17 protein-coding genes and 1 pseudogene are annotated in these 12,933 nt (G+C 72.8%); 11 read left to right on the forward strand and 7 right to left on the reverse strand.

Features of this window, described 5'->3' with window-relative positions; genetic code table 11:
* The 5 genes and pseudogenes from ABD907_RS06070 to ABD907_RS06090 all read left to right on the forward strand — a co-directional run bounded on the left by ABD907_RS06070 (position 1) and on the right by ABD907_RS06090 (position 2,937).
* Positions 1–345 (forward strand): MoaD/ThiS family protein, encoded by a 345-nt coding sequence (locus ABD907_RS06070; protein ID WP_345214856.1) that lies wholly within the window; start codon positions 1–3, stop codon positions 343–345.
* Between the two features lie 224 nt (positions 346–569).
* Positions 570–1,295, forward strand: a pseudogene (locus ABD907_RS06075) (sensor histidine kinase); the annotation flags it as partial.
* On the forward strand, positions 1,292–1,948 hold the full coding sequence (locus ABD907_RS06080; RefSeq protein ID WP_345214858.1) for a response regulator: 657 nt from the start codon (positions 1,292–1,294) through the stop codon (positions 1,946–1,948). The pseudogene ABD907_RS06075 and the gene ABD907_RS06080, both read left to right, overlap by 4 nt.
* Positions 1,949–2,116: 168 nt before the next feature.
* The gene (locus tag ABD907_RS06085; protein WP_345214859.1) at positions 2,117–2,461 is read left to right on the forward strand and encodes an ArsR/SmtB family transcription factor; all 345 of its coding nucleotides are present in this window, start codon (positions 2,117–2,119) and stop codon (positions 2,459–2,461) included.
* Positions 2,458–2,937 carry an SRPBCC family protein gene (locus tag ABD907_RS06090; RefSeq protein WP_345214860.1) on the forward strand — a complete coding sequence of 160 codons (480 nt, stop codon included), beginning with the start codon at positions 2,458–2,460 and terminating at the stop codon, positions 2,935–2,937. The genes ABD907_RS06085 and ABD907_RS06090 overlap by 4 nt, the downstream gene beginning before the upstream one ends.
* Positions 2,938–2,959: 22 nt before the next feature.
* Here the strand turns inward: ABD907_RS06090 and ABD907_RS06095 are convergent, their stop codons facing one another.
* From ABD907_RS06095 to ABD907_RS21080, 4 genes are all read right to left on the reverse strand, one after another.
* Positions 2,960–3,415 carry a molybdenum cofactor biosynthesis protein MoaE gene (locus ABD907_RS06095; RefSeq protein ID WP_345214861.1) on the reverse strand — a complete coding sequence of 152 codons (456 nt, stop codon included), beginning with the start codon at positions 3,413–3,415 and terminating at the stop codon, positions 2,960–2,962.
* On the reverse strand, positions 3,412–4,341 hold the full coding sequence (locus ABD907_RS06100; protein WP_345214862.1) for a DUF6457 domain-containing protein: 930 nt from the start codon (positions 4,339–4,341) through the stop codon (positions 3,412–3,414). The genes ABD907_RS06095 and ABD907_RS06100 overlap by 4 nt, the downstream gene beginning before the upstream one ends.
* A gap of 7 nt (positions 4,342–4,348) precedes the next feature.
* Entirely contained in the window at positions 4,349–5,161 is an 813-nt protein-coding gene (locus ABD907_RS06105) for a DUF4097 family beta strand repeat-containing protein (RefSeq protein ID WP_345214863.1), read from the reverse strand.
* Between the two features lie 75 nt (positions 5,162–5,236).
* On the reverse strand, positions 5,237–5,314 hold the full coding sequence (locus ABD907_RS21080) for a 50S ribosomal protein bL37 (protein WP_425555695.1): 78 nt from the start codon (positions 5,312–5,314) through the stop codon (positions 5,237–5,239).
* Between the two features lie 212 nt (positions 5,315–5,526).
* On the opposite strand from ABD907_RS21080, the gene ABD907_RS06110 reads away from it, so the two are divergent.
* On the forward strand, positions 5,527–6,258 hold the full coding sequence (locus tag ABD907_RS06110) for a phosphatase PAP2 family protein (RefSeq protein ID WP_345214864.1): 732 nt from the start codon (positions 5,527–5,529) through the stop codon (positions 6,256–6,258).
* On the opposite strand, the gene rsrA is transcribed toward ABD907_RS06110, so the two are convergent.
* Together rsrA and ABD907_RS06120 are read right to left on the reverse strand one after the other, a co-directional pair.
* Complete coding sequence (gene rsrA / locus ABD907_RS06115; protein ID WP_345214865.1) at positions 6,202–6,528, reverse strand: mycothiol system anti-sigma-R factor; 327 nt, start codon at positions 6,526–6,528, stop codon at positions 6,202–6,204. The two genes, ABD907_RS06110 and rsrA, sit on opposite strands and share 57 nt — an antisense overlap.
* 85 nt (positions 6,529–6,613) lie before the next feature.
* The gene (locus ABD907_RS06120; RefSeq protein WP_486334042.1) at positions 6,614–7,237 is read right to left on the reverse strand and encodes a sigma-70 family RNA polymerase sigma factor; all 624 of its coding nucleotides are present in this window, start codon (positions 7,235–7,237) and stop codon (positions 6,614–6,616) included.
* A gap of 172 nt (positions 7,238–7,409) precedes the next feature.
* Here ABD907_RS06120 and ABD907_RS06125 point away from each other — a divergent pair, with 172 nt between their 5' ends.
* From ABD907_RS06125 to rsgA, 3 genes are read left to right on the forward strand one after another with little or no spacing between them, the layout of a single operon-like run.
* Positions 7,410–7,907 carry a DoxX family protein gene (locus ABD907_RS06125; protein WP_345214867.1) on the forward strand — a complete coding sequence of 166 codons (498 nt, stop codon included), beginning with the start codon at positions 7,410–7,412 and terminating at the stop codon, positions 7,905–7,907.
* 20 nt (positions 7,908–7,927) lie between these two features.
* Positions 7,928–9,271, forward strand: coding sequence for a 3-phosphoshikimate 1-carboxyvinyltransferase (gene aroA / locus ABD907_RS06130; protein WP_345215409.1), 1,344 nt, complete (start codon positions 7,928–7,930; stop codon positions 9,269–9,271).
* Complete coding sequence (gene rsgA, locus ABD907_RS06135; protein ID WP_345214868.1) at positions 9,264–10,292, forward strand: ribosome small subunit-dependent GTPase A; 1,029 nt, start codon at positions 9,264–9,266, stop codon at positions 10,290–10,292. Before aroA ends, rsgA begins: the two co-directional genes overlap by 8 nt.
* A 22-nt stretch (positions 10,293–10,314) precedes the next feature.
* Here rsgA and ABD907_RS06140 read toward each other — a convergent pair whose 3' ends face one another.
* Complete coding sequence (locus ABD907_RS06140; RefSeq protein ID WP_345214869.1) at positions 10,315–11,496, reverse strand: NAD(P)-dependent alcohol dehydrogenase; 1,182 nt, start codon at positions 11,494–11,496, stop codon at positions 10,315–10,317.
* 123 nt (positions 11,497–11,619) lie between these two features.
* On the opposite strand from ABD907_RS06140, the gene hisN reads away from it, so the two are divergent.
* Together hisN and ABD907_RS06150 are read left to right on the forward strand one after the other, a co-directional pair.
* On the forward strand, positions 11,620–12,426 hold the full coding sequence (hisN, locus tag ABD907_RS06145) for a histidinol-phosphatase (protein WP_345214870.1): 807 nt from the start codon (positions 11,620–11,622) through the stop codon (positions 12,424–12,426).
* A gap of 66 nt (positions 12,427–12,492) precedes the next feature.
* Positions 12,493–12,897, forward strand: a complete 405-nt coding sequence (locus ABD907_RS06150; protein ID WP_345214871.1) for a DnaJ family domain-containing protein — start codon at positions 12,493–12,495, stop codon at positions 12,895–12,897.
* The last annotated feature ends 36 nt before the right edge of the window (positions 12,898–12,933 follow it).

The following is a 12,933-nucleotide window of genomic DNA, read 5'->3' on the forward strand; positions in this document are numbered from 1 at the left end:
ATGACCGCACGCGCCGAGGACACCATGGACGCCGGGAACACCACGACGGCCGACGGCGACTCCACGGCAGGTGGCGCCGCCGTCGTGCGGTTGCGCTACTTCGCCGCCGCGGCCGAGGCGGCGGGGTCGCCCGGCGAGGACCTTACGCTCCCGGCGGGCAGCACGGTCGCCGACCTCATCACGGCCCTCACCGACGCCCACGGCCCGAAGCTGGGGCGCGTGCTCACCATCTCGAGCCTGCTGGTCGACGGCGTCACGACGGTCGTCGCCGAGAACGGCGACGCCACCCTCACCTCAGGCTCCGAGGTGCAGGTGGACGTGCTGCCGCCCTTCGCCGGCGGCTGACCGCTCTGCTGACCGCGAGGGCTACTCCTAGCGCCGGGGGCGCCTGTGGCAACAGTGGCCCTCGCAGTTGGCGGCAGCCCTCGCGAGCACGGCCCCGGAGCGCGCACGCGGCTACTCCCGCGGAAGGCGGTGCGAGGTAGTCCCCCGGGACGACGACGACCCCGACGGCGGCGGCCTAGTCTCAGGACATGCGAACCGACCGCGGATGGCGCCGCTTCTACGCGTTGGGTTGGCTGGCGTCCGCCATGGCGGCGACCGTGGCGTTCGTCCAGTGGCAGGGCTACGTCCGGGAGGTCGAGGCACGTGCCGGGGAAGCGGAGCGCACCCGCGAGGAGGCCGCGCGGCGGCGCGCCGTCGAGGAGCGTCTGCGCATCGCCCGCGAGCTGCACGACTCCCTGACCCACAGCATCTCGGTCATCAAGGTCCAGGCCGGTGTCGCGTCGCACCTGGCCACCAAGCGCGGTGAGGAGGTCTCCCCGGCGCTCCACGCGATCCAGGAGGCCAGCGCGGAGGCGTCCCGCGAGCTGCGAGACACCCTCAGTGCCCTGCGCGAGGACGACAGGCCGAGCGGCGGTCTGGACCGGCTGCCGCACCTGGTGGAACGGGCCCGCGACGCCGGGCTCGCCGTCGACCTGACGGTCGCGGGCACACCGGTGCCGCTGCCCGCGGAAGTGGATGCCGCCGCGTTCCGGATCGTGCAGGAGTCGCTGACGAACGTGCGACGCCACGCGGGCCCTGTTCCGGTGACCGTGCACGTGGACCACCGCCCGGGCGGTCTGGTCGTCCAGGTGGACAATGACGGTCCGCTGCTGCGCGGGGCACCCGTGCCCGGGCTCGGCCTCATCGGGATGCGCGAGCGGGTGACGGCGCTCGGCGGGCGGCTGCGTGCCGAGCCGCGAGCCACCGGTGGGTTCGGTGTGCGGGCCGAGCTGCCCGGCGGCGCCTCGTGATCCGTGTGGTCCTGGTCGACGACCAGGCGCTGATCCGCTCGGGCATCCGGGCGCTCCTCGAGGCCGAGGATGTCGAGGTCGTCGCGGAGGGCGCCGACGGGCAGGAGGGCGTGCGCCTCGCCGTCGAGCACCGGCCTGACATCGTGCTGATGGACGTCCAGATGCCGATCATGGACGGCATCGAGGCCACGCGGCAGATCGCCACGGACGACCGCCTCGAGACCGTGCAGGTCGTCGTGCTGACGAACTACGGTCTCGACGAGTACGTGTTCAACGCGCTGCGCGCGGGAGCCGCGGGTTTCCTGCTCAAGGACACCGAGCCGGCCGACCTGGTGCAGGCGCTCCGGGTGGCGGTGCGCGGGGATGCCCTGCTGTCCCCCGCTGTCACGCGTCGCCTGATCAGCGAGTTCGTCGCCCGCCCGCCCGATCTCACGGGCAGTGCCGGCCTGGACGCCCTGACCCCGCGCGAGCTCGAGACCACGGCTCTCGTGGCGCACGGGCTCAGCAACGACGAGATCGCCGAGCGGATGGTGGTCAGCCCGACGACCGCCAAGACCCACGTCAGCCGGGCGATGACCAAGCTCGGGGCACGCGACCGCGCACAGCTCGTGGTGATCGCGTACCAGACAGGGCTGGTCTCCGGACGCACCTGATCCGCTACGGCATACGGGTCGCCCTCATGCCTGTGACGGCTACTCCTCGCGCCGAGGGCTACAGGCACAACTGTGGCCCTCGGTCCCAGCAGTAGCCATCGCTGCTCCGACCGCCCCTTGCCAACATGTCGCGTAAGCGCTAACTTACCGTAAGTGGACACTAACGCTGTGGATCCCTGGACCGCCCTCGGCGACCCGAGCCGACGGCGGATCTTCCAGCGCCTGACCGAGCGGCCGAGCTCGGTCTCCGAGCTGGCGGCAGAGCTGCCGATCAGCCGGCCGGCCGTCTCGCAGCACCTTCGGGTGCTCCGCCAGGCCGCGCTGGTCGAGGCCCGGACGGCGGGCACCCGCCACATCTACGAGGTGGACGCCGCCGGTCTGCGAGCGCTGCAGGCAGACCTCGACCGGTTCTGGGGCCAGGCGCTCAGCAACCTCAAGGCTCTCGCGGAGCAGCAGCCCGCGACGAACCACCACCCGCCCGCGAACCACCACGAGAAGGAGCAGACACGATGAGTACCACGCCCACCAGCAGGTCCGTCCGGCACGAGATCGTGGTCGACGTCCCGGTCGAGACGGCGTTCCGGGTCTTCACCGAGCAGTTCGACAAGATCAAGCCGCGCGAGCACAACCTGCTCGCCAGCCCGATCGTCGAGACGGTCTTCGAGACGTTCGTCGGCGGGTCCGTCTACGACCGGGCCGAGGACGGCTCCGTGTGCCGCTGGGGACGGGTCCTGGTGCTCGACCCCCCGCACCGGCTCGTCTTCAGCTGGGACATCACCCCGGAGTGGCAGGTCGAGACCGACCCGGAGAGGACCAGCGAGGTCGAGCTGCAGTTCCTCCCGGACGGCGACGCACGCACGCTCGTGGCGCTCGAGCACCGCCACCTGGACCGTCACGGACCGGGCTGGGAGTCCGAGCGCTCGAACGTGGACGCCGACGGCGGGTGGCCGCTCTACCTGCAGCGGTTCGCGGCCGCCGCCGGGGCCTGAGCCGCCTGAGCGGGGAGCGCAGTCAGCTGCTGCCGCTCCACTCGTGCGATCCGTCGGGGAAGACCTGGCGTTTCCACACCGGCAGGCGGCGCTTGACCTCCTCGACCAGCTCCGCCGTCGCCTCGAACGCCTCGGCGCGGTGCGCGGCCGAGACCGCGGCCGCGAGCGCGACCTCACCCACCTTCAGCGTGCCCACCCGGTGCAGGACGGCGATCGCGTCGATCGGGAACTGCACGGCGACGTCCGACGCCACCTGCCGCACGACCGCGTCCGCCGCCGGGTGGGCCACGTACTCGATCCCGGTGACGCCGCGTCCGGCGTCGTGGTTGCGCACCACGCCCCCGAACGTGACGACAGCACCAGCAGCCTCGTCGGCGACGGCCTCCGCGCACTCGAGGACGTCGATGTCCTTGTCGCGGACCGCGGCGAGAGCGATGCGCCGGGCCGGCGCACCGAGCCGCTCGCTCGGCTCGTTCACGACCGGCCCTCCCGGCGAGCCACGAGACGGGCGACCGCCTCGGCGCGGTCGGTGACGGCATCGCTCCCGCCGCCGGCCGAGCCGGCTGCCAGCCCGACAAGGAAGGCGGTCAGCGGGGCGCCCGGCCGGCTGGGCCCGTGGGCCACCTGGCCGACCAGCCGCAGCAGGTCCGGGGTGGACGCCGTCATGATGTCCCGGTCGACGCCCAGCTCGGCGCAAACCTCGTCGAGCCAGGTGTTCATCGCCGCCATCTTGCGGGTCTCGTCGCCTCGGTCACGGTCTTCGGCCACGGCTCGTTCTCGCCCCTCCGCCTCGGGTTCGCGGACCTCACGGTGGTAGTCCGTCCCACTCTCCACCGACAGCACCGCCAGCACCAGCCGGCCGACGGTGCGCAGGACCGTCGCGCTCGCCTCGTTGGCCAGCAGGCGCCCGACCCCGGGCAGCACCGGGACCAGGCGCTCGGTGAGGTGCTCCCGTTCGCGAGCACGCAGGGACCGGGCGCCGGGGGCGTCACCGGTCGCCCATGCCTCCGCCTCCTGACGGCACAGGTCCGCGACGTCGCGCGCGGGCGTCACCAGGTCGCCTGCGGGTGCGACGAGCTGGAGGTGGTCGGCGCGCAGGGCGTCGAGGTCGTCCTCGGCGCGGCGGCGGCGGGCGGCACGCGCGTAGACGTCGAGGCTCATCAGGTCGGTGGTGAACAGCTCCGCGTCGGCCTCGAGCCACCGGGCCGCCAGGCGCCATGCCGTGGCGGTCGCGCCGCTACGCAGTCGTTCGGTCGTCGACTCGTCCGGCGGGGACAGGACATCGGCGACCGCGTCCCAGCTGCCGGCCCGATCGCGCGCCGCCTGAACCAGCTGCGCCTGGAATCCGGCCGCGGTGTCCTCCCCGGCGCCCTCCACGGGCGCCAGGCGTCCGTGGTCGCTCATCGGACCCTCATGTGCCGGGCAGGGCGGTCGGCGTGCGAGTGACATCAAGGCTGCCGGAGACGGAGCGCGAGGTGAGAAAGCAGATGCCGCCGTCCGTGCGGTCCTCGAGGGTTGTCGCACCGAAGCCGGAGGCCTTGCGGTCCGCGCCGTCGAGGCGGACCGCGCCGGTCAGGCTGCGGGCGGTGAGCGAGACGCCGGTCCCCGCCGGGAGGGCCACGAGCATGTCGCCGGAGACCGTGCCGACGCCGACCTTCGACGTCTGCGCGGTGCTGCGGACCTCGACGAAGCCCGACACGGAGTTCACGTCGGCGCGTGGCAGATCACCACCCAGGCTGACGCGGCCCGCAGCAGTTGTCGCCGTGACCGGTCCGTCGTGCCCGGAGACCGTGATGTCGCTGGAGGCGGAGCGGAGGGAGGCTGCTCCGCGGGAGCCGGTGACGACAAGAGCACCGGTGGCCGTGTTGAGGTGGATGTCCTCGGCGAGGTCCGCCACGTAGGCGTCCGCGCTCGCCGTCGCGGCCGTCACAGCGGTGCCCCTCGGCACGCGTACGGTCAGCCGGGCGGAGTCCGAGGAGCTGTAGGAGCGCAGGCGCTTGACCCAGCCGTCCCAGCCGATCGAGGGGTAGCCGACGGTGAGGCGCCCGTTCTCGACGGTGAGTTCCAGCGGGTTACCGCGCAGGTCGGTGACGTCGACCCACACGTGCGGGTCGTCGTGGGTCCGCACGTCGACCGAGCCGGCGACGAGCTGGACCCGCAGCCGGGTGACACCGTCGAGCTGGTGCTGGGACGGTCCGGAAACGATCCAGGATCGGGTGGCCATGGCACCGAACCCTACGCGTCCAGGGGTGTCCCTACTCGGTGACGGCCACGGTCCGACGCGACCGACCCTCGACGCTCAGCCCGCGTTGGGGCGCTTGCCGTGGTTCTGTGGTCTGCCCTTGCGGGCACGACGCTTGCGTCCGCGCTTGCTCATCTTTGTCTCCACGCTTCTCGCCGCTGGTGCGGCGACGGGGACATGGTCCCACACGTGCCACAGCCTTGACATCCCGCACGTGCCGCACATGCCACAGTCTTGACCACTGCTTGGCCGCCTCTTCATCCGGTACGCGATACACCTCACACTCCGTCCGGAACCCCGTGTCGAGCTGGCGCAGCGACACGGTTGTGCGTCTACTGTTTCGTCACGTGCGTGCCCTGCAGCGAGCGGTCTCCCTGCCCTCGCTCGTCGTGGCGTTCGTGGTGCTGACCCTGCTGTCGCTGCGTCCACTGCGTCCCCTCGAGGCGGATCTGCACGGGTTCTGGGTGCGCACGTACCCGGACTGGGTCGAGTGGATCCTCCAGCAGGTCCTCGACCGCCTCACCGGCCAGGCCGTATGCCTGCCCGTGCTGGTGATCGTCGCCGTCGTGCTGGCGCGCCGCTACCGGACGTGGCGGCCGATCCTGGTCGCGGCGGCCACCGAGGTGGCCTTCCTGGGCGGCGTCGGGCCGTTGAAGCTGCTGTTCGCACGCCCCTCCCCCGAGCTCGGCAACGCGCAGTTCTTCCACTGGCACTGGGGGCTCCTCGACGGCGGCTGGCGGACGAGCTACCCGTCCGGCCACTCCGCGGAGGCCATCCTGTTCTACGGGGCCGCGGCGTACCTGATCATCCGGTACTGCCGACCGAGTCCTCGGGCGACCCGGTGGATCCGGGCCGGCGTCGGCCTGATCACTGTGCAGTCCGTGGTGGTCGCGTATCTGCTCGGCTGGCACTGGACCACCGACCTGCCCGCGGGCGTGCTCGTCGGCGGCATCCTGCTGCACCTGGTGCTGCGCGCGGACCGGCGCCTCATCCCGTCGCTGCTCCGGCGGTGGGACCCGTCGTCAGTCGACCTGGACCCGGGTGACCTTGAGGACCGACAGCTGAGATCGCACCCGTAGCTTCAGCGAGCTCGGCGCCACCTCGAGGCAGGAGCGACGAACCAGCTCACGAATGTGCTGCTCGGCGTCCGTGGCCTCTGTGCACGTCGGGCACTCGGCGGCGTGGCGCCGCAGCCGGGCCTCCTGGCCCTCGTCCAGCTCGGCGTCGAGGAACTCGAAGAGGTGCTCGAGGAGCTCGTCGCAGCTGCAGGGGCCCTGCTGGCCGGCGCGCTCGCGCACGGCACGCTCCGCCCGCTCGGCGAGGTGGTCCTCGGCCTGCTCGGCGTTCACGCCTTGCTCCTCTCGCACGAGCCCTGCGGTGCCTCGCTCCGGCACACCTCGTCCCTCGGCGTCCCTCCGCGGGGGCTCCTCGCGCTCATGCTTTGGCCTCCGTCCGGATGCCGAACTCTCGCGCGTGGTCCACGAGGAGCTCACGCAGCTGTCGACGCCCGCGGTGCAGCCGGGACATCACCGTCCCGATCGGGGTACCCATGATATCCGCGATCTCCTTGTAGGCGAAGCCCTCCACGTCCGCGAGGTACACGGCGATCCGGAAGTCCTCGGGCAGCTCGCCCAGGGCGTCCCGGATGTCCGAGTCGGGCAGCAGGTCCATCGCCTCGGCCTCCGCCGAGCGCAGGCCCGTCGAGGTGTGGGACGCCGCCCGGTGGATCTGCCAGTCCTCCACCTGCTCGGCGTCGGACTGCTGGGGCTCGCGCTGCTTCTTGCGGTAGGAGTTGATGAAGGTGTTGGTCAGGATCCGGTAGAGCCAGGCCTTGAGGTTCGTGCCCGGCCTGTACTGATGGAAGGACGCGTAGGCCTTGGCGAACGTCTCCTGGACGAGGTCCTCGGCGTCGGTGGGGTTGCGCGTCATGCGCATGGCCGCCCCGTAGAGCTGGTCCAGGTACGGCAGCGCCTCGCGCTCGAATCGTTCTGCCCGTGCGGCGTCGCTCTCACCGCCCGGGGCGCGGTCGAGGTCACCCTCGTGGCTGTCCGTCATCATCCACGAGCCTAGCGCCGGCGTCTCCGGGACGCGTGCGGAGGCCACAGTCGGGGTCGTCGGTCGAAGAACAGCAGTCATCACGTCCGTCACAACCACCCACGCGGCCCGGGCATTCCGGACCCGATGTGTGCGAGGGGTCGCAGGCGACGCCGTTGTGCGGTAGCAATGAGCCATGAAGATCCTCCGTCTGCTCGCGCGCCCGATGATCGCCGCCCCGTTCGTCGCAGACGGCGTCGATGCCGTTCTGCACCCGGAGGGCCACGTGGAGAAGGTCCGCAACGTCCAGCCTGCCCTGGAGCGGGCCGGCGTACCGCGCAGCTTCCTCACGGACCCGACCCTGCTCGTCCGCGCGTCCGGCGCCGTCACCGCGGTCTCCGGCCTGCTGCTGGCCACCAGCCGGAGCCCGCGGTCGGCGGCCCTGACCCTGGTCGTGGTCGGCCTGCCGGCCACGGTGGCGAAGAACCCCGTCTGGCAGGCCGGCAGCGACGACGAGCGCTCGGGGTACGTGTCCGGCCTGCTCAAGGGTGTCGGGCTGTGCGGCGGTGCGCTCCTCGCGGCCGGTGACCTGGCCGGGCTGCCGTCCTGGTCGTGGCGGATGAAGAACGCACGCCAGCACCGTGCGAAGATCCGTGAGGTCAAGAACCGGGCCAAGAGCCGGTACAAGGACTGACAGAAGGACCGGTACCCGAACTGAACGCCTCGCTCGGCACGACGTCACCCGCCACGCCCGCCACGCCTTGGCCGGCGCCCGCCGCAGCGGGCCCCCTCGACGCCCTCGTCGACGTACCGGGATCGAAGTCCCTGACCAACCGGCACCTGCTGCTCGCCGCGATCGCGGACGGGCCCACGGAGCTCGTCCGGCCGCTGCGCTCACGAGACAGCGAGCTCATGGTCGCCGCCCTCCGCGCCCTCGGCGCCGGCGTGGAGCCCACCGGTGACGGCGCAGACCTGCGCATCATTCCGGGCCCGCTGCGCGGCGGCGTCACGGTCGACGCCGGCCTCGCCGGTACCGTCATGCGGTTCGTCCCCGCGCTGGCGGCCCTGGCCGACGGCGAGGTCCACATCGACGGAGACGAGCGTGCCCGCGAACGCCCCATTGCCCCCGTCGTGGACGCGCTGCGCACCCTCGGTGTCCGGGTGGAGACCGGCACCTCCCCCGCCGGGGCGGCGGTCCTGCCGCTCACGGTGCACGGCACCGGCTCCCTGGCCGGCGGTCCGGTCGACGTCGACGCCTCCGCCTCCAGTCAGTTCGTCTCCGCACTGCTGCTCGCCGCCCCCGCGTACGGCGACGGCATCGAGGTGCGGCACGTCGGCGCGACCCTGCCGTCGCTGCCGCACATCACCATGACGGTCGACGTGCTGCGCGAACGCGGCATCGAGGTCGAGGCCGACCCGGACGCCGGACGTTGGCGCGTCCAGCCGGGCCCGGTCTTGGGTGGCCGGATCGTCGTCGAGCCGGACCTGTCCAACGCCGGGCCGTTCCTCGCCGCGGCCGTGGCCGCCGGCGGCACCGTGCGGGTCCCGCGCTGGCCCACCTCCACCACGCAGGCCGGCGACCGGATGCGCGACCTGCTCCCCCGGCTCGGCGCCGCCGTCGAGCTGAGCGACGGCGTCCTGTCGGTCACCGGGCCGGCCGACGGCCGCATCAGCGGCCTCGATGCCGACCTGCACGACGCCGGCGAGCTGGCACCCACGATCGCCGCCCTGTGCGCGCTCGCCGAGAGCCCGTCGCGCCTGCGCGGAATCGCTCACCTGCGGGGCCACGAGACCGACCGGCTCGCGGCGATGGTGACCGAGATCAACCGGCTCGGGGGTCGCGCCCGCGAGACCGACGACGGCATCGCGATCGAGCCGGCGCCGCTGCACGCCGGCGTCGTCGAGAGCTACGCGGACCACCGCATGGCCACGTTCGCCGCGATCCTCGGGCTGCGAGTTCCCGGCGTGGAGGTGGTCGACATCGCCACCACGGCCAAGACGATGCCGGACTTTCCCGGGATGTGGGCCGAGATGCTCTCGGACGGGCCGCGTGCGTGACGACACGGGCACGGACGACGCCCGGGTCCGGGTGCGTCCGAACCCCCGGGGCAGCCGGCCGCGTACCAAGCACCGCCCCGAGCACGCCGACGCGGTGCGGGCGATGGTGCTCGGCGTCGACCGCGGCCGGTACCACCTGATCACCGACGACGGGACTCCCGTGGTCGCCATCAAGGCCCGCGAGCTGGGCGGCGGGGAACGTGGCGCCGTCGTCGTCGGCGACCGGGTCGGCGTCGTCGGGGACGTGTCCGGGCAGGAGGACACCATGGCCCGCATCGTCAAGGTCGCCGCGCGTACCTCGGTGCTGCGCCGCTCGTCCGAGGACAGCGACGCCGCGGGCACCGAGAAGGTGATCGTCGCAAACGCCGACCAGCTGCTGATCGTCACCTCGGTCGCCGACCCGGAACCTCGCCCGCGCATGGTGGACCGCTGCCTCGTGGCCGCCTACGACGCCGGGATGGAACCCGTCCTGTGCCTGACCAAGGCGGACCTCGACGACCCCGGACCGTTCCTCGAGCGCTACGCGGCGCTCGAGGTCCCGGCCGTGGTGACCTCCGTCGTCGACGGGCGGGTGCAGGGCCTCGATGCGGTGCGCGACCGGCTGACGGGGCGGACGTCGGTGCTGGTAGGGCACTCCGGCGTCGGCAAGTCGACGCTGGTCAACGCGCTCGTGCCGGACGCGGGTCGGGCGACCGGCGAGGTCAACGCCGTCACCGGCCGTGGCCGGCACACCTCCTCGAGCGCCGTCGCCCTGGCCCTGCCGGACGGCGGCTGGGCGATCGACACGCCTGGAGTGCGTTCGTTCGGGCTCCAGCACGTGGGGGTGGCGGACCTGCTTGCGGCCTTCGACGACCTCGCCGCCGTGGCAGAGGAGTGCCCGCGCGGGTGTACGCACACCGAGGACGCGCCGGACTGCGCCCTCGACGAGTGGGTCACCGCAGGCGGCGCCGGAGCAGCAGGCGAGGCCAGGCTCGCGTCGTTCCGGCGGCTCCTGGCGTCCCGTTCGACCGAACCGTCCTGACGCACCGGCCGGCGAGGACCGGTCAGGCGATGCCGACGACGCCGGTGTCGGCCTCCGGCACGGGTTCCGCCGGACCGCCCTCCTCCGGCCGCACCCGCAGCACGGGCTTGATCGCCTCACCGCGGTGGCTGGACTCGAGGGCCCTCTCGACGTCGTCGAAGTCGAAGTAGGAGATGAGCCGGTCGAACGGGAAGCGGCCCTGGCGGTAGAGCGCGAACAGGGTCGGGACGAGGCGGTCGCTGCGGCCGCCGCCACCGAGCACACCGACGATCCGCTTGCCCCACATCGTGGTGAGGTGGTCCACCTCGAAGCTGGCGCCGGCCGGTGCGCCACCGACGAGGAGGCAGGTCCCGAGCATGCCGACGGTGGCGACCGCCTGCTCGACGACGGCGATCACGCCGGTGCACTCGAGCGCGAAGTCCGCGGGCCCGCCGCACAGGTCACGCACCGTCTCGACGACGTCGGGCTCCACGGCCGCGTCGACGACGTGCGTGGCGCCGAGCTCGCGGGCGAGCTGCAGGCGGGAGGGGTGCTTGTCCACGGCCACGATCGTCGTCGCCGGCGTGTTGGTGGCCGCCATGACGGCCGCGAGTCCGACGGCGCCCGCGCCGTAGACCACGACGCTGTCGCCGCACCCCGGTCGAGCGGTGTTGAGGACGGCTCCCGCGCCGGTCGAGATGCCGCAGGCGAGCGGCCCGGCGATGTCGAGGGGGATGTCGTCGGGGACGGAGACGGCAGAGCTCGCGAGCGCGAGCGAGTAGGTGGCGAAGGAGGACTGTCCGAAGAAGTGTCCGTGCAGCGGTGACCCGTCGGCCGTGCGGTAGGCGCTCTGCCCAGCCCGTGGGCCGAGGAGCCGGAATCCGCCGGCCACCGCCTCGCCGAGCCTCGCGCAGTACCGGTGCTCGCCGTCCTTGCAGTGCTCGCACTGTCCGCAGAACGGCCAACCGAGGACCACGCGGTCCCCGACGGCAGGGCTCGTGACGTCGTCGCCAACCGCTTCGACGACGCCGGCGCCCTCGTGCCCGAGGACGGCCGGGACGGGCATCGGCATGTCGCCGTGCCGGGTGATCTCGTCGGTGTGGCACACCCCGGTGGCGACGACCCGCACGAGGATCTCGCCCGGTCCGGGCTCGTCGATCTCGATGTCCCGGTAGCTGAACGCCGCGTCCCGCTCCTCGACGACGGCGGCCCTGCTCTTCGTCACTGGTCTGCCTCCTCGGTGAGGGATGTCCGACTTCCGGCACGCTATCAACGTCCACGGACCGGGACCGGAGTCTCGCGGTGCGGCACCACCGGGGTCCGGCGGGGCCGCGATAGGTTGCCGAACATGACTGTGCAAGGTGCGAGCCGCTACACCGACGACCTGCGACTCGCCCACGTGATCGCCGACCAGGTCGACGGCCAGACCATGAGCCGGTTCGGGGCTCAGGACCTCCACGTCGAGACCAAGCCGGATCTCAGTCCGGTCTCCGACGCCGACCGCAGCGCGGAGGAGATCGTGCGCAGCCAGCTCTCCCGCACGCGGCCGCGCGACTCGGTGCTCGGCGAGGAGTTCGGCAGCACGGGCCACTCTCCCCGGCAATGGGTGATCGACCCGATCGACGGGACGAAGAACTTCGTCCGCGGCGTGCCGGTGTGGGCCACGCTGGTCGGGCTCGTCGAGGACGGTGAGGTGGTCCTCGGCGTCGTCTCGGCGCCGGCGCTGAACCGGCGGTGGTGGGCGGCCCAGGGCTCGGGGGCCTGGACCGGACGCTCGCTCTCGGCGGCGCGTCAGCTCAGCGTATCCGGGGTCTCGGACCTCGACGACGCCTCCCTGAGCTACTCCAGCCTCGGTGGCTGGGCCGAGCGCGGATCGCTGCGCTCCTTCCTCGACCTGGCGCAGCGCGTGTGGCGCACCCGGGCGTACGGAGACTTCTGGTCCTACATGCTGGTGGCGGAGGGGGCGGTGGACGTCGCCTGCGAGCCGGAGCTCGAGGTCTACGACATGGCGGCGCTCGTCCCGATCGTCACCGAGGCCGGTGGGCGCTTCACCGGCCTCGACGGCGTGCACGGGCCGTGGGGCGGCACCGCCGTGGCGACCAACGGGCTGCTGCACGACGAAGTGCTCGAGACGCTCGCCGCCCAGCAGGACTGAGCGCGGCCGCGCACGCGGCCGGCAGCCCGGTGCGGGCGCCCGCAGGCTACTGGCAGACTTGCTGGCGTGACCGAGCGCAAGCCACCGGGCGTCCCCGTCGGCAACTGGGTCGACGAGCTCATCCGCGCCGCCACCGAGCGCGGCGAGTTCGACAACCTGCCCGGCGCCGGGAAGCCGCTGCCGGACACCGACACCAACGACGAGAACTGGTGGATCCGGCAGAAGATCCGCGACGAGGACCTGCCGGCCGACGTCCTGCTGCCGCCGGCGCTGCAGCTGCGCAAGGAGGTCGCCGACCTTCCCGAGACCGTCCGCGACCTGCCCACCGAGGAGGCCGTCCGCGACGCCGTCCGGGAGGTCAACCGGCGGGTGGCGGACTGGATCCGCACGCCGAGCGGGCCGGTCGTCCCGGTCGCGCCCGCCGATCCGGACATGATCGTGGCCGCCTGGCGGGACGGGCGCCGGAGCTGATCCCCGGACGCCCCGGCGGGGGTCCGCACGCGTGTC

The organism is Georgenia halophila (assembly GCF_039541595.1).

Coding starts and splice junctions, on each gene's coding strand:
- ABD907_RS06120 (WP_486334042.1), bottom strand. CDS start 7,237: ATGATGACGGACAGCCACGAGGGTGACCTCGACCGCGCCCCGGGCGGT.
- ABD907_RS06125 (WP_345214867.1), top strand. CDS start 7,410: ATGAAGATCCTCCGTCTGCTCGCGCGCCCGATGATCGCCGCCCCGTTC.
- ABD907_RS06100 (WP_345214862.1), bottom strand. CDS start 4,341: ATGAGCGACCACGGACGCCTGGCGCCCGTGGAGGGCGCCGGGGAGGAC.
- hisN (WP_345214870.1), top strand. CDS start 11,620: ATGACTGTGCAAGGTGCGAGCCGCTACACCGACGACCTGCGACTCGCC.
- ABD907_RS21080 (WP_425555695.1), bottom strand. CDS start 5,314: ATGAGCAAGCGCGGACGCAAGCGTCGTGCCCGCAAGGGCAGACCACAG.
- ABD907_RS06070 (WP_345214856.1), top strand. CDS start 1: ATGACCGCACGCGCCGAGGACACCATGGACGCCGGGAACACCACGACG.
- ABD907_RS06105 (WP_345214863.1), bottom strand. CDS start 5,161: ATGGCCACCCGATCCTGGATCGTTTCCGGACCGTCCCAGCACCAGCTC.
- ABD907_RS06090 (WP_345214860.1), top strand. CDS start 2,458: ATGAGTACCACGCCCACCAGCAGGTCCGTCCGGCACGAGATCGTGGTC.